Genomic DNA, 17853 nt, shown 5'->3' with positions numbered 1-17853 from the left:
CGACCATGAAACAAACCCGCCTGTTGTTCCTGTCCGCCAGCGCCCTTCTGGCCGCAGTCCACTTCCCCGCCTCGCGCGCGGAAGGCGTCATCACGCTCAAATCCGGAGAAAGCCTGCCCGGACAGATAGGAACCCTGCAGGGCCAGTACCTGAACATACAGTCCAGAATCCTTTCCCGCCCGGTGGATATCAAGTTGGAGGAACTGGACCAGATCACCTCTTCCGTGCCCCTGTCCGTTCCGGAACAGTTTTCCATCATCAGGCTGGAAAACGGTGACGAGTTATACGGCACGCTCAAATCCCTGGACTCCGAAAGCCTTCAATTGGAAACCTCCTGGGGCGGACTGCTTCCCGTCAACAGAAGCCACGTGCGGTACATCGGCTTCGACAAGCAGAAAGCCTATCTGCGCAATGCCACGGCATCCCTCCAAGGATGGACATCCACAGGCAATAGCATGCTGCCGGAATGCCGCAACGGCTCCTGGATCATGCGCGGCTCCAACAATACGGAACTGCAAACCAAATTCGACATGCCGTCCCGGCTGCATGTCCAATTCTCCGTTTATCACACCAATTCTTTCCGAGTCCATGTCTTCCTGTGGAACGACGCTAATTCCCAAAACAAGGTGGAACTGACCGTTTCCCTGGAAAAGGCGGAGCTGATCAAGATCAGCTCCGGTTATCACAAGACCATAGGAAGAGTCAAAAGGCAGACAGAAAGGAACTGGTACGCTGACAAGGGGATCAAGCGTTCCGACGTGCAGTTTTACGCAGACCGGGAAAAAGGGAATTACTACCTTTACCTCAACGGGAAACAGATCGCCCGGTGGGAAGAAGGCAAGGAATTGCAGAACATCTTTGACAACGAGGAAGCCGATGAGAAGGAAGAAGCCGGAAAAGATGCCAAAACCCGCGAATTCAAGCCCGGCAACCACTTTGGCATCCGCGGCTACGATTCCCAGAACATGGCCCTGACCAACATGAACGTACTGGAGTGGAACGGCGCCCTCCCCTATCCTCCGGAGGAACAGGACATCGTCGGTAAATACGATAGGGAATCCTCCACGGACAAGGTGATGCTGGTGAACGGGGACGTACTCCGCGGCAGCATTTCCCTTCAGGAAGACGGCAGAATCCGTGTCAAGTCCGGCCTTTACGACGTCATGGTGCCGACCTCCAGGGTGCGTTCACTGAACCAGAAGAAGGAAGATGAGAAAAAAACGGCGCAGGACAATTCCGACGTGCGCGTTTTTCTGGCCGACCAGAGCATCGTTTCCATCAGACTGGACGCCGTCAGGGACGGCCGACTGGAGGGGCATTCCTCCGCACTCGGCAAAGTCAGCATCCCTATCCAGTCCTTGCGGAAAGTCCTGTTCAATCTCCAGAGTCCGGAACTTAAAAAACAGCGTGAAAATCCGTTCCTCGGCAGGTAGCTGCTTTTCGGGGAAAAAGGCTGCATGGTACACCCTTCCTTGCTACTCCGACGCGAAAAAACGTTACGGAGCAGTGCCGGAAAACCTAATTCCCCTCCATCTCCTCCGCACGACGCACGGCTCTTTTCACGGCCTGAATCCACGCATTGCGGAAGCCGCATTCATCCAGCGCATTCAGGGCGGCAATCGTGGTGCCGCCGGGGGACGTGACAGCATCTCGGAGAGCCATAGGATGTTCTCCCGTCTGTTCCACCATCAGGGCGGATCCGAGCATGGTGCCGGCGGCCAGTTCCAGGGCCGTTTTCCTGGGCAGGCCCATGGCCACTCCGGCATCGGAAAGGGCGTCCAGGGCCATGAACATGTAGGCGGGACCGCAGCCGGAAATGGCGGAAACGGCGTTCATCCGGGATTCCTCCACCTTGAAAACGGAGCCGCAGCCGGACAACAGGCGGCGAGCCGCTTCTTCATCCTCATCCGTGACGGCTGTTCCCGTACTGTAGGCAATGACCCCGGAAAGCACCATGCATGGGGTATTGGGCATGGCGCGCACGATTCGCGTTCCATCGCTGGCGCAGGCTTCCATGTCATCCAGGGAAATGGCGGCGGCTATGGATATCAACAGCGGCAGCTCTGCGCCGCGCTCGGAGAGGGAGGAGATAAGAGGCAGAATTCCATGCGGTTTCACAGCCAGGATAAGAACTTCCACCGCATCCGCCGCGACTGCCTCCGTGGGTGCCTCATGAACGCCGGGGTATTCCTCCTGAAGGGCCTGCACGTTTTCATGGTGGTGGTCGTACACCCAGACTTCTTCCGGAACCACTGCTCCGGCTTTCAGCATGCCCCTCAGCAGGGCTCCGCCCATTTTTCCCAGTCCAATGATACCTGTTTTCATGATTGAAGATTTTTTAAGGTCAAAAACACAAGAGATTTATAGAAAATAAAATACTGGTTACGATCATAAAATTGAAAGGGAACGATGATCAATTCCCTTTGCAGAAGCAGCCTTCCACATGGTCATTCACAAAGCCTGCTGCCTGGAAAAAAGCGTAGCACATCGTTGAACCGAAGAATTTGAATCCCCTTTTTTTCATGTCCCTGCTCATGGCATCCGACTCGGGAGATGTGGCGGGGATTTGGCTCAGGGTCTTGAAATTGTTTACAACAGGCTGCCGTTTCGGGAAGAATGACAAGACATACTTGTAGAAACTGCCAAACTCTTTCTGAATATCCATAAATAATTTTGCATTATTGACCGTGCTATTGATTTTCAGCCGGTTTCTGACGATTCCGTCAAATTGCATCAACCGATCGATGTCTTCTGGAGTCATTTGAGCTACTTTCTCCACATCAAAACCGTGAAAGGCTTCCCGGTATCCTTCGCGTTTCCGGAGGATAGTAATCCAGGCTAATCCCGCCTGGGCGCTTTCAAGTACCAGAAATTCAAACAGGATCTTGTCATCCGTAACGGGTTTTCCCCATTCTTCATCATGGTATTTTACATATAGTTCGTCTGTTCCTGCCCAGCCGCAACGTGCATTGATGATGTCTTCCATACGTCTCCAGGTTAAAATTCCTTTTTTCTGAACAGCCATGCGGCCAGCGTCATATGAAAGACGAAGTAGCCCAGCGTAATCAGCGCCAGACTGCCGAAGAGGGAAAGGGGAATTACCTGCCCGTTCAGGGCGGAATCCGTCACGGAATAAATCTGGAAATTCGGAAAAATGAGGGAGAAGAGCTTGCCGCCCATTACCTCCCACCAGGACAGGCCGCCCGTTCCGGAGCCCATCCACATGGAGAGCGCCTGTGTCTGGAACAGGCCCGCCAGATAAACCATGAACGTCAGCAGCGCGCTGATGATGGTGCCGTTGGTAATGCAGGACATCAGCAGGGTCAAGGAGGAAAGAACCACGAATTCGCACATCATCACGCCCAGTCCCACCTGGACGTTCCAGGTAGCGCCCTGCAGGCGTATCCTGTCCAGATAAGGCTGCATTTCCTCCACGGTATAACGGCCTTTCAGGGCGGCCATCTGTTCGGCCACGACCGTATCCGTGCGGAGCCAGAGCACCAGTGTCATGACCGCATCCATCAGTAGCACGGCAATCAGCGTCAGGGCCAGCACCCCCAGCACCTTCCCCATCAGGTAGTCGATGCGCGGCACGGGCTTGCACAGGATGGTGTACAGGATGCGGTCCTCCGCATCCTTGGGAATGATCAGCGCCGTGGCGGCCACGCAGAAGAACAGGCCGAACACCCGCATGGCTCCGTACGCCGAGTTTTTCAGCAGGACAAGTTCATTGATTCCCCCCGTTTCCGGCCCCAGCACCTCGCTCAGCCGGAAGGAACTCAGGGCCAGCAGAGCCAGGGCAAACAGCCCAAGGAAAAGAAACACCTTCATGCGGACCAGCTGCGTGAAGGTGGTACCGGCGATTACGGCCATGCGCCCGGGCGAAGGTATATAACCGGAGGTAATCCATGCCATGCGGACCATTTTGCCGGATTCCTCTTTAAATAAAAGAGCTTTTTATTTCATGTGCATGAACTCCTTCCTTCTTGAAGAAAACGCCGGCGCGTGGTCTCATGGAGCGCAGATGAGTTTACGATCCCAACTGGAAGAATTGCTGCCGGAGCTTTTGCCGTCCGATCCGGCCCAGGCCATCAAGGGAACCGAACTCATACGCCTGGTACGGCTGAGGCTGGGCGAAGAATATTCCGACGCCTCGCTGCGTTACCATTTTTCCTTCATGGCCTCCGATCCTGATTCGGAAATCGCCAAGGTAGAGCGCGGCCAGGGCTATTACAGACGCCAGCGGGACCGCGGCGGCAAGTCCGCCGCCAGAGGGCTTCTGCCCCTGTTTCTGGGGGAAGGAGAATCCGACGCGCTGAATTGCCGCGCCAGGGCTCTGGCGCTGGCCGTGCGGCAATACGATACCACGGGGCGCGGGGTCTTCGTTTTCAGCACCAGTGAAACGGGCTCCTCCTGGACGAAACCGGACCTGGCCGTCGTGGAATGGCCGGAAGGGGAGTGGGAGGGAAACGCCTTGGTGTTTGACAGGAGCGCTCTGGAACGCCGCCGCATGATCGGAGCGCCCATGATGGGCATCCGGGGCGTCTGCGTCGCCTGCATGCCGGAGGGGGAAGAGGCCAGGAAGGAATTTTTCCGTACCCTGGCCACGTCCCGGTGGGCCCAGTGCGGGGAACTCGTTATCGTCGGAGAACTGCCGGACGACTCCGAATGCGCGGAACTGCGCGGACTGGCCGCCGAGTTCGGCGTGGGCGTGATCTGCCTGGAAATTGCGGAAGAACGCCTGTGCGAGCTGCCGGGAGCGGAAGAAATTTTCAAGGCAGGGGACGAGGAATGCGCCTCGCTTCTGGCGGAGCTCACCCCCATCCGCCTGGCCGCAGGACGCGTGAAAGCCCTGGAAGCGGACACAGGGGAGACACTGGGCGGGGAATTCGGTGCCCTGTTCGACTGGCTGGCCGCCTGCCTGGAACGCGGAAGCGTGGAGGAGTACGAGTTCAGAGTCTCCTGCTACTGAACAAAACAGAGAGATTCTTGACAGAGAGACCTTATTGAATTAAAGATTTTCCCGCCCCCCATTATCCCCTCATGGAACAAGAAACTCTGGTTTATCCTCTTGCAGACAATACCGTCCTGCAAGGCAAATACACGATCCTGAATGTACTCAACGCCGGCGGCTTCGGCATCACCTACCTGGCGCTGGACAATCCGAATTCCCGCTATGTGGTCATCAAGGAATGCATGCCTGACGCCTATGCCTACCGGGACATGGAAACGGGTTTCGTCCACCCGCGGGACGAGCAGACCGCCGTCAACTTCGCCCAGAGCATTTCCAACTCCCGGCAGGAGGCATCCGTGCTGGCCCAGCTCAGCCACCCCGGCGTCGTGCAGGTGTTTGACATGTTTGACGCCAACGGCACCTGCTATTACGTCATGGAGAATATCCAGGGGCAGACTCTGTTCGATCTGATGGCTGCCATGCACGCTACCGGGCAAAGCATGGAGCCGGCCCGGGCCACGGACCTGCTGTTCCGCCTGCTGGATATCCTGCACTACCTGCATTCCATGGGCGTGTACCACTGCGACATCAAGCCGGGCAACATCTTCATCCAGCCGGACGGCACACCCAAGCTGATCGACTTCGGCGCGGTGCGCACCAAGACCCTCCAGCACCAGGGCCTGGTCCAGATCACTCCCGGCTACACGCCTCCGGAATTCTATCCGGGACGCCGCAGCGAAATCGGTCCCTGGTGCGACATGTACGAACTGGGAGCCACCTTTTACGAATTGCTCACGGGCCAGGTTCCCCAGGCCGCCGACCAGCGTTCCGTAGTGGACCGCAATCCGAAAGTGACCAGTTATGCGATTCTCCGCCAGACGTACCCGATGAATTTCCTTTCCGGGATAGACAAGGCGCTTTCCCCCGACGAACGCAACCGCTTCCATTCCGCCAAGGCATGGCATGACTACATCAACGCCATGGGAGCGGCGGGAACCCTGAAAGCGGGGGGAGTGGCCAGAAAAACCCTTCCAAAGGCGCAGAAAAAGTCATCCGCCGGGACCGCCTTTCTGATCATCCTCCTCATTGTGGGGGCAGTTCTCTGGGTCTGCTGGAAACAGGGGCTGATCCAATTTTAAGTCTTATTCAGACTAAATAGCCCAGAAAAACAAAAGCCTCTTCTGTTTTTACACAAGAGACACAACTTCTTTTAATATTGGAAAATATGCTGTTTCATTCTATTTTCTGCCTGCATGACAACTATGTTTTCCCGCCTAATATACTATCTCAGTAATAACCGGATTACAATACGGTCTATTTTTCTGGTTCTTATTCTATTTTTCCTAGGACCGATAACCCGAGCAGAAGACACCGAAAGCGAATGGGCAGAAGGTCTTGAAATCGTATCAAAGACAGAACTTCATTCTGCAAAATTCAACATGGGAATCAGCGAGGATTCCGCAGAAGATGACCTGAAACGCCAAACTATCGGAATTGGAGAAACAATCACCATCAGTTTGGAGGCAAAACCAACCTTGATGGGAGATCCTAAAAAACTGGAATGGATCGTTACCGATGAAGAAGGTGCGTTGATTCTTCCTGAAAAAATGAAAGGAATCACATCTTTCGATGCTCAAGCCAAACCAACAGCAGAAAAAAAAACGGACAGGTTACGGTGACAGTAAAAACAGAAGAGGGGTTAGTATCCAAACCGTATTCTCTTAAAATTGTCATCCCTGAGGGAGCGAAGGCTAAAAAGCTCCAGGAAGGCCAGGACACTCCTCCTCAAATCCAGGAACAAATGCCGGGAGTCCCCTTTGCTTCAGCCTGGATGATTGTCCAATTAACTATTTATCCTCTTGACGTAAATTTCTCAAAAATGAAAATCAAGGAAATAGACGAAGGATATGTCAATTCCCAGCACAATAAAAACAATCGTCCACCACATACCCCCAATCCCAAGCCCGTGGAAATTCAACAGACTAAACAGTTTAAGGATGAAATAGCTCTTGATTTGCCGATTACCAAAGATCAATTAAACATTCTGGACAAGGAAAACCCAATGACATGGGGACACAAATGCTGGTTCAGGTTAGTGCCGGCACAATCAAACGGTAATGATCCGGAGTTGTGTGCGGGAGCCGTCCGCAGCGTTATGAATTGCAGTATTTCCAAAACAAATAAGGATATTACAATAGAAATCGATAAATTTCACTCTGAGAAAAATCCGGTCAAGGTACAAAAAACAACTCCTATTCCAAATAATTTAAATAACTGATCATGAAAAGTATTTTTTTCATTTTGCTTGCTCTGGGTATGGCCAAACCAATAAACGCCGATCTCGTCAAGATCAAGACCGTTCATCCTGCCCCCATTCATCCAGAGCCTGCCAAGCTCTATCCCGTCAAGCTTGATCCAGCCCTAAAGCCGCCGTCAGCCTTAAAAAATCTCCCCCTGCAACCTGAAGAATTCAAAGAATTTGATAAATTACTCGGCCAGGGAGATATAAAGAGCTTCTACAATGTAGCTGAGAAATTATACAGAAAAATCGGTTGTATAGATGAGACTTCCACCAGTAAAGAACTGATTTCATATCACTTGTGGCTCTTCTACTATTTGGGAGCGGCTCCTATTGGTTATCAGGATCTGAGTCGTCCTTCCAAGGAAAATATTCCTCCTTTCATCGGTTCCAAAAACGACATTCTGTTAAAGCATTGGATATTTGATTCCATGCTTTTCCTGGATCATTCAAAGATCGCATCAAAACTTGATATTCGAGAAAGAGAGCTAAATCTTCTTACTGCATCCTATGCTTCATCCTACATCAAGCAGTTCCGTTCCGTAGCCAATAACGGGTTCAGCGATATATTCCCGACGGAAGACGAGATATTCGGGAGAGAATATATCCGGGGACAGTTCGAAGCGCGCAGACGTTACAGTGACATGTATGTCACTGCCCAAAACCGTCAGTTAAGTGCAAAATCCAATCTGGAACGCATGGAAAAACTCTGGATGACGGTTCTGATAAAGCATTTTCCCAACAGCAAAGCGGACATTCTTAAATTCATACGCATGGCAGGGTACCGGGACGGCGAAATGGTGGATCTGTTTGACAGGACAGTGGGCCGCGGACCACAGACAAATTTCATCTACAAGGGATTCCGGAAAAACGACTTGCGCTAGCACGTCTTTTATCAAAAAAAACGGAAAATACTTTTTTAAATTATCTTTCTTTAAAAAACAAAGCCGGATCCATGGATCCGGCTTTGTTCATTATTCCAGTAGATCGTAGATTTTTTACAGGCTTTCTCCGAAGTCCTGACGGTACTTGGCGGCCAGTTTTTCAGGCCAGTCGCTCTTGGCGCGGAGCTTGCCCATGAAGAAGCGCAGGACGGGCGGTTCTTCCACGAATTCCAGGCCGCCGATCAGTTCCCGGTTGTCGTAGAGCCATTTCATTCGGTCCGCCGTGTACTTGACCTGGGACAGCGTGAAGACACGGCGCGGGAAGGCCAGGCGGAGAAGTTCCACATCTGCCAGAACGTCGTTGCCGTTCTCGTCCCGGACGCTGGAGAGCGTGCCGCGCTCCATGCCTCGCACGCCGGAGGCGATGAAAAAGGCCGCCGCCAGCGCTCCCGCGGGATAATCCTCCTGCGGAATGTGGGAAAGGAAGCTGCCCGCGTCAATATGGGCGCCCAGGCCGCCCGCGGGAGTCACGCAGGGAATGCCCATGTCCACCATCTGGCCGATGAAGTATTCAATGAAAGAGGGGCTCTGGGAGATCACCGTCAGGTCCGTGGTTTCATACAGGCCCACGGCCATGGCTTCAATTTCGCGCACGGAGATGCCGCCATAAGTCAGGAAGCCTTCAAACAGGGGAACAAGATGTTCCATTTTTTTGGCGATGGCGGGATCGTTCGTGCAGATGCCGCCGCCGCGGGAGGAGGAAACCTTGCGGGCGGAGAAGTACACCAGTTCCGCCAGACTGCACATCGTTTTCAGGATTTCCGCGCAGGAACTGTCCTTGAATTCGTCCTCCCGCATCTTGATGAAGTAGGCGTTTTCACCGATCAGGGAGGCGTCCAGCACCATCATGATGCCGTGTTCGTCACAAATCTTGCGGATTTCCCGCATGTTGGCGATGGAGAAGGGCTGGCCGCCAATCAGGTTGGTGGAGGCCTCCATGCGGACAAAGGGAATCTTGTCCGCGCCGTGCCGGGCGATGCAGTCGCGCAGCTTGTCCGGGTCCAGGTTGCCCTTGAACGGATTGGAGCTGACCGGGTTCACGGCGTCATCCGCCACCAGTTCCTCGATTTTGCCGCCGTTCAGGTCGATATGGGCGTGGGTAGTCGTGAAATGGTAGTTCATGGGGACCACGTCGCCGGGCTTCACGAAGGTGCGGGAAATGATGTTTTCGCAGGCACGCCCCTGGTGCGCGGGAAGAAGATATTTTTTGCCGAATACATCCTCTACGGCCTTCTTCAGACGGTCAAAGCTCTGGGAACCGGCATAGGCGTCGTCCGCGCGGAACATGGCGGCGATCTGGTTGTCGCTCATCGCGTTGACGCCGGAATCTGTCAGCATGTCCAGATAAACGTCATTCGTACTGAGCTGGAAGGTGTTGAAACCCGCTTCCCGTGCCGCTTCCAGGCGTCGCTCCACGGGTACGAGGTGCAGCTTTTGGACCACGCGGACCTTGTGCAATTCCAGAGGAATCTGCTCTCCATTGTAAAATTTGACAGAGTTGGATGTTTCTGAATTCATGAAGGAAAGATTTTAGCAAAATTTCTTTTCCGTGCAAATCAAATTCGACAGGAAGGAAGGCATCCCGCATCCTGTGACCGGCTGGCAGAAACGGTGCGGGGAACGGCTTGAAAATGCCTCTATTCCGTAGTGGAGGGAATGGAGGGAGCCGGTTTCAATGGCGGGGAAAATTCTTCCGCAGCTCCGCAAGAGGAAATTTACCTCCATCCGGGACCATTTCGCGGCACAAACCCCATAAAAACAGCATAATATTTTAAAATATAAATATTTGAAAACATTTTTCACAAATAATTACGCCAATGGATGCGGCGGACAACACCTTGGGACAGGCAGCAATGCCTCCGGGGGAAAATCTCTGGTTTCAGGCAGGAACGATACCTATTTTTAAAACCTATGAAAGAATTATGGAGATTGATTCAACAGAATGTAGGTGTTGACGGGGACGGAATTCCCGGGCCAAAGACGGCGCGGGCCCTCATGAAGAAGCTGGATATCCAGACTCCGGCCCATGCGTGGCCCAGCCAGGCTGAGGTGCGTTCAGGAAATTCCATGTTCGGCCGCGCAGGAGACGAAAGTTCCCTGACGAATATCAGACTGCCCTATGTGATGCGCATTGCCTGGGATACGGAGAGGACCGTTTCCACCATGCGCTGCCACAAGATGGTTGCGGAATCCCTCACCCGCATTTTCCAGGCGGCGCTGGACCATTACGGCATGGAGAAAATCAGGGAAATGGGCCTGGATTTGTACGGCGGCAGCTTCAACGACCGCGCCATCATCGGCGGCAAGGCCACGTCCATGCACGCCTGGGGCATCGCCGTAGATATGGACCCGGACAGGAACGGCCTGAACATCCATTCTCCAAACGCCGTTTTTTCCCGGCCGGATTATGCCGCATTCTGGGAAATCGTGGAAGCGGAAGGGGCTGTTTCCCTGGGCCGTGAGCGCGATTACGACTGGATGCATTTCCAGTTCGCTACTCTCTGACCGCAGCGGCTTGATCCGCATTCCATCCTTCCTCCCAGCGGCGGCGGAGCCGGTCCCAGCCCTCCCCTTCCCGGCCATGGCCCAGAAAGGAGCGTTTTTTGAGTTCCTGAAAGCTTTCGCCGGGGAGGTGGAGGAGTTCTCCGCGGTCATAGGCATCCTGGTCGCACATGCCGTTGAAAAGAGGAGTCCATTGCCAGCGGCGCACGCCCAGGTAGTCCTTGAAGGTATCCACCAGTTCCGTCGTGCAGTTGGCCGTTACGGTGTTGTAGTAGCGCGGCCGGGAATGGAAGCCGTTGATTTTTTCCACAAAGCCCAGAAAAGCCTTTTTCAGGTCGTCCCTGCCGATGTTGATCCGGTACAGGTACATGTCTTCCTTCCTGTAGGTGGTGCGCAGGGCGAAGAGGTCTTCCTCGTCCGCCAGGATGTAAATGATATTGAATTGCTTGTAGAGGCCCGGTATGGTTCCCTGCTCCACTCCATCAGGCAGGCGCGTTTCCGCAGAAAGGGCCAGGTGCTTCCCGTCCTCAAAGCCGAAGGAGAGCATGGTGTGAGCCACAAATTCCATCCCGTCCCAGTGGCTGACGGCAAAGTCCAGCGTGGAGAGCTTGTCCAGGTCGAAACGGCGCGTGACATAGCGCACGTCAAAGTCCTGTTCCGTGCGGTAGATGAAGCTGCGCACATTTGTCACGACCACTTCATTTCCGTTGATTTCCACGGAAGGAAGGCGGCTCCAGGAGGGCTGCCATTCCTTGTCGTTCGTGGCCGGGATGCACAGGTAATACACCAGAAGGAGGAGCAGAATTCCCCAGGAGGACCACCAGGCAGCCGGATACCGTTTCCGGAAGGCAAAGGCGCAGGCCATTCCGGCTACATACAGCCATACCAGCACGCCGCCGCCCCATACGTTGTAAAATACCACGCCCGCCGCCCAGAGAGCCACACCGAACCATGCCGCGTACATCAGGATGCGGGCGGCTGCCGGTCCGGCACGGCGCAAGGAGGACAGGTTCATGGGAGGAAGCAGGGAAAAAGCCGCGCGCTCCGGTTTCCGAAACACGCGGCCCGCCGATAAGGATTTATCTGAAGGAAAGACCTTTCACCTTGTCCGTCAGGGATTTCAACACGCGCTGGTGCGCGGCGTCCACTTCCGCGGCAGTCAGGGTCTTGGCCGGGTCCCGGTACAGAAAGGTGTAGGCGATGGATTTGCGGTCCGAGGGCAGTTTCTGTCCGGAGGGGTCCGTAAATACGTCAAAGCAGGAGTAGCTGACGAGCAGTTTTTCCCGGGCGGCTTCAATGGCCTTAACGATGTCCGCATTGGGCGTGGAGAGGGGCAGTTCCATGGCCGCGTCACGGGAGGATCCGGGGAACTGGGGCAGTTCCGCAGCCTTGACAGGTGCGGTAAGAATTTCCTGCATCTTGCGCAGGTCCAGTTCCGCCACGTACACGGGCTTGTCCAGTCCCAGTTCCCGGCAGCGCGCCAGGGACAGGCGGGCGAAGTAGCCGCAGGCCTTCCCGTCCAGCTGCACATCCGCACCCAGGGCGGCCTGCTCACGGGGTTTGGCAGGCGTCAGTGTGAAGCGGCGACCGGGGGCCAGAACTTCCATCACGGCCAGCAAGTCTTCAAAGGAGGACTGCTCCGGCCTGGGGTCCGCCCAGGAGCGGGGCGACCTGTCCCCGGCGATCAGGATACCGAGCGTGTCTGTTTCAATGTCCCTGCCCTTGCCGCCGCCCGTATTGCGGAACACGCGGCCCAGTTCAAAGAAGCGCAGCACGGAAGCGCCCTGGTTGCTGTTGCGCACGGCTGCGGCAATCAGGCCGGGAGTGTGAGCCGGGCGCAGGACGGAATGGTCTTCGCTGAGCGGAAGGGCCACGCGGATGATGTCGCCTTCCTGAAGGGGACGCACCGGCAGGGCGTCCTTCACCTGGGCGATGGAGCCGTCCGCAGACTCGGAAGCGATGAGCTTGATGGTCTGGGTTTCATAGAAACCCAGAGCGGCCAGCTTCCGGCGCAGGCGCATCTGGAAATTATAGGCCGCGTCTACCGGGGATTCCGGCACGAAGGGGCCGCAGAACCGGGAGGGAATGCCGTCCAGCCCGAAGACGCGGACGATTTCCTCCAGCAGGTCGCAGGAACGGGTGAGGTCCAGGCGGTGGGGGGGGATCAGCCAGTATTCCGGGGCGTCCGGAACCTGCATCAGGCCCAGCCCCGTCAGGATGCGCGCTCCTTCCTCATGGGAAATGGAACCGCCGGAAATCTGGTCCAGGGCCTTCCAGGGAAGCTTCACGAAGCCCAGTTCATTGGTCACCGTGGCGCCCTTCCCCTGTTTCAAGGACGGAAAAATGGCGGTGGGACCGTCCGGATGTCCGCAGGAAGGCATGCACTCATGGGCGGGATTCGGCACGGGAGCCCCGGCCACATACGTTTTGGAGGCCGTGCCGCCCGCCAGCCGGAGGATCAGTTCCACGGCGCGCACGGAACCGCGCAGGACATTCCAGGCGGAAGTACCGCGTTCAAAGCGGTAGGAGGAATCGGAAGAGAGGGCCAGCCTGCGGGACGTGGCGCGCACGGAAGAAGGCTTGAACCAGGCGGATTCCAGAATAATGTCCGTAGTGGCGTCCGTCACTCCGCTTTCTTCCCCTCCCATCACGCCGCCGATGGCAAGCACCTTGCCGGACTGGTCCGTGACGACCAGATCCGTACAGTTGAGCGTGTATTCCTGGCCGTCCAGAGCCTTGAAGGTTTCTCCTTCATAGGCGGTCCGGGTGACGATGCCTCCCTGCACTTTCGCCGCGTCAAAGGCGTGGAGGGGCGTGCCCTGCTCATGCAGGACGAAGTTGGTGACGTCCACAATGTTGTTGATGGGGCGCAGCCCGATAGCAACCAAACGTTCCTTCAGCCATTCCGGGCTTTCCTGCACCTTCACGCCGCTGATTTTTACGGCCGTGTAATACGGGTTGATTTCCGGCTGGTCCAGGCGCACGAAGTCCCCGGCGGGTTCCAGCTCCACTTGGATGTCGTCAATCGGGACGGGGTTGTATCCGCGGCCGGAGATGGCGGCCAGTTCAAAGGCCATGCCGTTGTGGGAGAGCAGGTCCGGACGGTTGGGCGTCACTTCCACTTCCACGATGGTATCCGCTTTCACGACCTGGGAGATGGGCATGCCCACTTCCAGCGCCTGTGGCAGTATCCAGAGGCCGTGCTCCTTGTCCGGCAGGCCCAGCTCGGAGGCGGAACACAGCATGCCGCGGGATTCCACGCCGCGCAGCTTGCCCACCTTGATTTCAAAGTTGCCCGGAAGAACCGCGCCCGGCAGGGCGCAGGGCACCTTGTCGCCCACCTTGTAGTTCTGCGCTCCGCACACGATCTGGTGTAGCGTGCCATCGCCCACGTCCACCTGGCAGACTTTCAGGCGGTCCGCCTGGGGGTGCTGTTCGGCGGAGGCCACGCGCGCCACTACCACCAGGGGGGAATCCACGCCCTGCTGGCGGATGTCTTCCACCTCAATCCCGGCAAAGGTCAGCATGTCCGACATTTCGTCCACGCTCAGACCGGCCAGGTCAATGTACTGGGAAAGCCAATTAAGGGAAATTTTCATATCTGGATAAGGTAAGATTTATTGGAATTGGGCGAGGAAGCGCACATCGTTTTCAATCAGGGCACGGATGTCCCGGATGCCCCAGCGGATCATGGCCAGGCGGTCCAGGCCGATGCCGAAGGCGAATCCGGTCAGCCCCGTGTAGCGGGCCTGGACGCCGGGTTCCAGCCCCAGCTCGCGGTCCACGGCTTCAAAGACATTCGGGTCCACCATGCCGCAGCCGGCGATCTCCACCCAGCGCGGTTCCTGGCCGTCCACCTTCAGCTTCACGTCAATTTCAAAGCTGGGTTCCGTAAACGGAAAGAAATGGGGGCGGAAGCGCACTTCCGTATCGGAACCGAAGAGGGCGCGCAGGAAGTATTCCAGCGTTCCCTTGAGGTCACCCACGGAAACGTCCGTATCCACATACAGCCCTTCAAGCTGGTTGAAGGCGGAAAGGTGCGTGGCGTCAATCTCGTCCCGGCGGTAGGCGGAGCCTGGGGAAATCACGCGCACAGGGGGCGTCTGCTTCTCCATGGAACGGATCTGGACGGTGGAGGTATGCGTGCGCGGCAGCTTGCCGGAATCAAAGTAAAATGTGTCCTTTTCATTACGCGCCGGGTGGTCCGCCGGAGTGTTCAGCGCGTCAAAGCAATGGAACTCATCCTCAATCTCCGGGCCATCCGCCAGCGCGAACCCCATGCGGCGCAGAATGCCGATGGCCTCGTCCCGGACGATGGTCAGCGGATGCAGCCCCCCAAGCGGGAGGGAACGTGCAGGAAGGGTCAGGTCCACACCGGCTACGGCCTCCCTGTCCGCCCGGGCCTGGACTTCCACGAGCTTGGCGTCCAACGCTTCAGTAATCGCCTTGCGGGCGTCGTTGAGCAGCTGGCCTACGGCGGGTTTTTCCTCCCGGGGCACGTCCTTCATGCCCGTCTGGGCCATGGTCAGCTCCCCTTTTTTGCCGAGGATGGCGACGCGGACATCTTCCACGCCACGCCTGTCAGACACCTGGGCGATGCGCGCCAGGGCGTCCCGTTGAATGCGTACGATCTCTTCCTTCATAAAATTTGACGGGCAATAGATTACCCGTCCTCCCCGCCAGCGTCAAGTCCTTCGGACGGCGGGGTATCTCCAAAAAACAAAAGGACCGGACCGGAAATGTGAAGGAACAGCACCCCCTCTCCATCTAATACCTAATCCTTAATATTAATGTCTCCCTGAAAAATTACACGTATCCCGGCTGGGCGGACATGCGGCCGGAAATCATGCCGAGCACGCAGAAAAATGTATAAACCAGGCAGAATGGCAAAAAGGAACCTTCCTGATGCAGGAAGGAGGTGAACAGCAGGCTCAGGAGGGCGCCCATAGTAAAACCGATTCCCTGGGACATGCCGGAAAGCCTGATTGACTCGGAGGGAGTCCGGGCGCGTTCCACCATCAGAGCCATCCCGCGGCTGAACACGGTTCCTGTCGCCAGGCCGAACAGAATAGCCATCCAGAGAGCCCAGTCCAGCGGAAGATAAAGAATGCCCCAGCAGGAAAGGGCCGCCAGCGCCATGGCCATCACGATGAGCAGCCCCCGGCCTCCCGTGGCCTTCTCCAGTGCGTGCGCGGAAAGCGTGGCGGGAAGTTGGGCGAACATGGCTACGGAAAGAATGAACCCGGCGTCCACGTAGCTCATGCCGCGCTGCCTCAGGAAGATGGGAATCCAGGTATAAAAGAAGTAGGCAGCCCCCACGCGGCTTAAATAAAAAATGGTGACCTGCCATGCCTTGCTGCTGTGCAGCAGATTGTGTCCGGAAGACGCCGGATCGCGCGAAAGCATGCCGACCGGATGCTTGAGGAAGTAGGCGCCCCATACCAGCATTCCCAGCAGAATGGGAATAATCCACACCCCCAGGCCGAAACGCCAGCCGCCCAGCATATTGGAGATGGGTACGGACAAGCCGGAGGCCACCGCGCTCCCCACCCCGATCATCGCGCTGTAAACGCCCATCATGGCGGAAGCGTGGTCCGGGAACTGGTGCTTGATCAGTCCGGGAATGGCCGCTCCGGCAATCCCCATGCCCAGCCCCATCAGAACCATGCCGCCGTACAGGCCCGCCACACCGTCCCAACTGCGCCAGAAAATGCCCGCCACCGCCAGAAGCTGGAACCAGAAGATGATTTTCCACGGAGTCATCCAGCGCGCGACGCGCGGAGAAATGGGAGCGGCCACCCCCAGCACAAACACGGGCAGCAGAGCGAACAGCCCTGAATTCTCCAGGGAAAGCCCCATATCCTTTTCAATCGTCCCCAACAAAGGATCGGGAGAATCAAACCCGGTGCGCAGGTTGAAGCAGACAATCAGAAAAGCCGCCAGCAACAGTACTTTGCCTTTCATAATCCCAGAAGAATCCGTCTTATCCATCCCATGTTATACAGCATCCCCGCCGCTTGCGTTCAAAACGCGTTTCCCGGCAGGGAATCCGTTTTTGCCGCCTGCCGGGAAACGGAAGCCTCCCTTTTTCCAGCCCGTGCGGCATTACGGAAATTAGAGAAAATTATTTGAAATTAGAATAATTCTCTTGACCTTGATACCTTCCTTTACTACGAGGAGATATGTTTACTTTACATTCATCTCCTGAAAAATGCCTTCATTATGCCGAACAATTGCAGAAACTGGGCATCAATTTCATCAGAGTGGCCATTTTTATCGTATTCGCTTGGATCGGCGGCCTCAAGGCCTTTCAATATGAAGCGGACGGCATCGTTCCCTTTGTGGCCAACAGTCCGATGATGAGCTTCTTCTACAACAAGGAGGCTCCGGAATACAAGCAGCACATGAACAAGGAAGGCGCCGTGGTGCCGGAAAACATCGCCTGGCACAAGGAGAACAACACCTACGGCTTTTCTTATGGGCTGGGAGTTTTGATCGTTTCCATCGGCACGCTGGTGCTGCTGGGCCTTTTTTTCCCGAAGGTGGGCCTGGCGGGAGACTGCCTGGCAATCATCATGACTTTCGGCACCCTGTCCTTCCTCATCACCACGCCGGAAACGTGGGTGCCCGACCTTGGAGGGCCGAACCACGGTTTTCCTTACCTGAGCGGGGCCGGACGCCTGGTGATCAAGGACATTGTCATCCTGGCCGGTGCAGTCACGCTGCTGGGGACGGATATCAGGCGCATTCTTAAAGCGCGCCTCGGCTGCGCGGCAGGGGAAAAATCCTGCAGCCGCCGGAACGACTAACTTTTCATACCTCGTTCCTGTTTCATCCCGCCCTTGCCGAAAGCCGGGACGGGAATTTTCTTTTCCACGGAAAGGAGTCATAAACAGATGCCAGGACGGTTTTTTAGAGAAAGAAGCCGTTTCCGTCCCTGGGACAGTACGCCTGATCAGATTCTGCCGGGCAGCGAACGACGCAGTCACGGCTCCCTTGTGTCCCGGACATCCCATGAATGGCTGATTCCTCCCCTTCTCAAATTCACGGGCCTTTCCCATCACTGATTCATGGCCCCCGTCAACACGATGGCCGGTTTTCAGGTATTCATAACAGGCTGAAAAAACACGTTTCCCCTTCTCCGGTCTATCCTC

The 17853-nt window shown here is 56.1% G+C and carries 16 protein-coding genes; 8 read left to right on the top strand and 8 right to left on the bottom strand.

The features are described from left to right. The first annotated feature begins 5 nt into the window (after positions 1-5). Positions 6-1433 carry a hypothetical protein gene (locus tag V3C19_RS05910; protein ID WP_130082664.1) on the top strand — a complete coding sequence of 476 codons (1428 nt, stop codon included), beginning with the start codon at positions 6-8 and terminating at the stop codon, positions 1431-1433. A gap of 85 nt (positions 1434-1518) precedes the next feature. Here the strand turns inward: V3C19_RS05910 and proC are convergent, their stop codons facing one another. The 3 genes from proC to V3C19_RS05895 form a co-directional block, all read right to left on the bottom strand. Next, a complete protein-coding gene (gene proC / locus V3C19_RS05905; protein WP_295874556.1) occupies positions 1519-2325 on the bottom strand; it encodes a pyrroline-5-carboxylate reductase in 807 nt (268 codons plus the stop codon). Positions 2326-2413: 88 nt separating this feature from the next. Then, positions 2414-2986, bottom strand: coding sequence for a DNA-3-methyladenine glycosylase I (locus V3C19_RS05900; RefSeq protein ID WP_130082662.1), 573 nt, complete (start codon positions 2984-2986; stop codon positions 2414-2416). An 11-nt stretch (positions 2987-2997) separates the two neighbouring features. Beyond that, on the bottom strand, positions 2998-3915 hold the full coding sequence (locus tag V3C19_RS05895) for a hypothetical protein (protein ID WP_149873731.1): 918 nt from the start codon (positions 3913-3915) through the stop codon (positions 2998-3000). A gap of 55 nt (positions 3916-3970) precedes the next feature. Between V3C19_RS05895 and V3C19_RS05890 the strand changes: the two genes are divergently transcribed. The 5 genes from V3C19_RS05890 to V3C19_RS05870 all read left to right on the top strand — a co-directional run bounded on the left by V3C19_RS05890 (position 3971) and on the right by V3C19_RS05870 (position 8137). Next, entirely contained in the window at positions 3971-4972 is a 1002-nt protein-coding gene (locus V3C19_RS05890) for a hypothetical protein (RefSeq protein ID WP_149873730.1), read from the top strand. A gap of 71 nt (positions 4973-5043) precedes the next feature. Continuing rightward, on the top strand, positions 5044-6093 hold the full coding sequence (locus V3C19_RS05885) for a serine/threonine-protein kinase (RefSeq protein WP_130082659.1): 1050 nt from the start codon (positions 5044-5046) through the stop codon (positions 6091-6093). A 114-nt stretch (positions 6094-6207) separates the two neighbouring features. Then, a complete protein-coding gene (locus tag V3C19_RS05880; protein ID WP_302389366.1) occupies positions 6208-6633 on the top strand; it encodes a hypothetical protein in 426 nt (141 codons plus the stop codon). Further along, positions 6630-7232 (top strand): hypothetical protein, encoded by a 603-nt coding sequence (locus tag V3C19_RS05875; RefSeq protein WP_295933251.1) that lies wholly within the window; start codon positions 6630-6632, stop codon positions 7230-7232. Before V3C19_RS05880 ends, V3C19_RS05875 begins: the two co-directional genes overlap by 4 nt. 2 nt (positions 7233-7234) lie before the next feature. Next, on the top strand, positions 7235-8137 hold the full coding sequence (locus V3C19_RS05870; protein ID WP_295933248.1) for a hypothetical protein: 903 nt from the start codon (positions 7235-7237) through the stop codon (positions 8135-8137). Between the two features lie 114 nt (positions 8138-8251). Here the strand turns inward: V3C19_RS05870 and V3C19_RS05865 are convergent, their stop codons facing one another. Further along, positions 8252-9715: a tryptophanase gene (locus tag V3C19_RS05865; protein ID WP_130082655.1), complete on the bottom strand. Its 1464-nt coding sequence runs from the start codon at positions 9713-9715 to the stop codon at positions 8252-8254. A gap of 477 nt (positions 9716-10192) precedes the next feature. Between V3C19_RS05865 and V3C19_RS05860 the strand changes: the two genes are divergently transcribed. Then, positions 10193-10702, top strand: a complete 510-nt coding sequence (locus tag V3C19_RS05860; protein ID WP_295933246.1) for a hypothetical protein — start codon at positions 10193-10195, stop codon at positions 10700-10702. On the opposite strand, the gene V3C19_RS05855 is transcribed toward V3C19_RS05860, so the two are convergent. The 4 genes from V3C19_RS05855 to V3C19_RS05840 all read right to left on the bottom strand — a co-directional run bounded on the left by V3C19_RS05855 (position 10692) and on the right by V3C19_RS05840 (position 16663). Next, entirely contained in the window at positions 10692-11714 is a 1023-nt protein-coding gene (locus tag V3C19_RS05855) for a DUF4105 domain-containing protein (RefSeq protein WP_295933243.1), read from the bottom strand. The two genes, V3C19_RS05860 and V3C19_RS05855, sit on opposite strands and share 11 nt — an antisense overlap. Before the next feature lie 64 nt (positions 11715-11778). Then, on the bottom strand, positions 11779-14298 hold the full coding sequence (pheT, locus tag V3C19_RS05850) for a phenylalanine--tRNA ligase subunit beta (RefSeq protein WP_295933241.1): 2520 nt from the start codon (positions 14296-14298) through the stop codon (positions 11779-11781). Positions 14299-14316: 18 nt separating this feature from the next. Then, positions 14317-15342: a phenylalanine--tRNA ligase subunit alpha gene (gene pheS / locus V3C19_RS05845; RefSeq protein WP_330937181.1), complete on the bottom strand. Its 1026-nt coding sequence runs from the start codon at positions 15340-15342 to the stop codon at positions 14317-14319. Positions 15343-15505: 163 nt separating this feature from the next. Continuing rightward, positions 15506-16663, bottom strand: a complete 1158-nt coding sequence (locus V3C19_RS05840) for an MFS transporter (RefSeq protein ID WP_161981260.1) — start codon at positions 16661-16663, stop codon at positions 15506-15508. Positions 16664-16881: 218 nt separating this feature from the next. On the opposite strand from V3C19_RS05840, the gene V3C19_RS05835 reads away from it, so the two are divergent. Then, on the top strand, positions 16882-17508 hold the full coding sequence (locus tag V3C19_RS05835) for a DUF417 family protein (RefSeq protein ID WP_130082649.1): 627 nt from the start codon (positions 16882-16884) through the stop codon (positions 17506-17508). The last annotated feature ends 345 nt before the right edge of the window (positions 17509-17853 follow it).

Origin of the sequence: Akkermansia sp. AE01SA01 (genome assembly GCF_036417395.1) — a bacterium.
Classification (GTDB): domain Bacteria; phylum Verrucomicrobiota; class Verrucomicrobiia; order Verrucomicrobiales; family Akkermansiaceae; genus Akkermansia.
The sequence above is the reverse complement of the archived record's forward strand: the minus strand, read 5'-3'. Positions and strand labels throughout refer to the sequence as shown.

Excerpts from the sequence above, each read along its gene's own strand:
- V3C19_RS05910 (WP_130082664.1), top strand. The coding sequence starts at position 6 with ATGAAACAAACCCGCCTGTTGTTCCTGTCCGCCAGCGCCCTTCTGGCC.
- proC (WP_295874556.1), bottom strand. The coding sequence starts at position 2,325 with ATGAAAACAGGTATCATTGGACTGGGAAAAATGGGCGGAGCCCTGCTG.
- V3C19_RS05900 (WP_130082662.1), bottom strand. The coding sequence starts at position 2,986 with ATGGAAGACATCATCAATGCACGTTGCGGCTGGGCAGGAACAGACGAA.
- V3C19_RS05895 (WP_149873731.1), bottom strand. The coding sequence starts at position 3,915 with ATGGCATGGATTACCTCCGGTTATATACCTTCGCCCGGGCGCATGGCC.
- V3C19_RS05890 (WP_149873730.1), top strand. The coding sequence starts at position 3,971 with ATGAACTCCTTCCTTCTTGAAGAAAACGCCGGCGCGTGGTCTCATGGA.
- V3C19_RS05885 (WP_130082659.1), top strand. The coding sequence starts at position 5,044 with ATGGAACAAGAAACTCTGGTTTATCCTCTTGCAGACAATACCGTCCTG.
- V3C19_RS05880 (WP_302389366.1), top strand. The coding sequence starts at position 6,208 with ATGACAACTATGTTTTCCCGCCTAATATACTATCTCAGTAATAACCGG.
- V3C19_RS05870 (WP_295933248.1), top strand. The coding sequence starts at position 7,235 with ATGAAAAGTATTTTTTTCATTTTGCTTGCTCTGGGTATGGCCAAACCA.
- V3C19_RS05865 (WP_130082655.1), bottom strand. The coding sequence starts at position 9,715 with ATGAATTCAGAAACATCCAACTCTGTCAAATTTTACAATGGAGAGCAG.
- V3C19_RS05860 (WP_295933246.1), top strand. The coding sequence starts at position 10,193 with ATGAAGAAGCTGGATATCCAGACTCCGGCCCATGCGTGGCCCAGCCAG.
- V3C19_RS05855 (WP_295933243.1), bottom strand. The coding sequence starts at position 11,714 with ATGAACCTGTCCTCCTTGCGCCGTGCCGGACCGGCAGCCGCCCGCATC.
- pheT (WP_295933241.1), bottom strand. The coding sequence starts at position 14,298 with ATGAAAATTTCCCTTAATTGGCTTTCCCAGTACATTGACCTGGCCGGT.
- pheS (WP_330937181.1), bottom strand. The coding sequence starts at position 15,342 with ATGAAGGAAGAGATCGTACGCATTCAACGGGACGCCCTGGCGCGCATC.
- V3C19_RS05840 (WP_161981260.1), bottom strand. The coding sequence starts at position 16,663 with ATGAAAGGCAAAGTACTGTTGCTGGCGGCTTTTCTGATTGTCTGCTTC.
- V3C19_RS05835 (WP_130082649.1), top strand. The coding sequence starts at position 16,882 with ATGTTTACTTTACATTCATCTCCTGAAAAATGCCTTCATTATGCCGAA.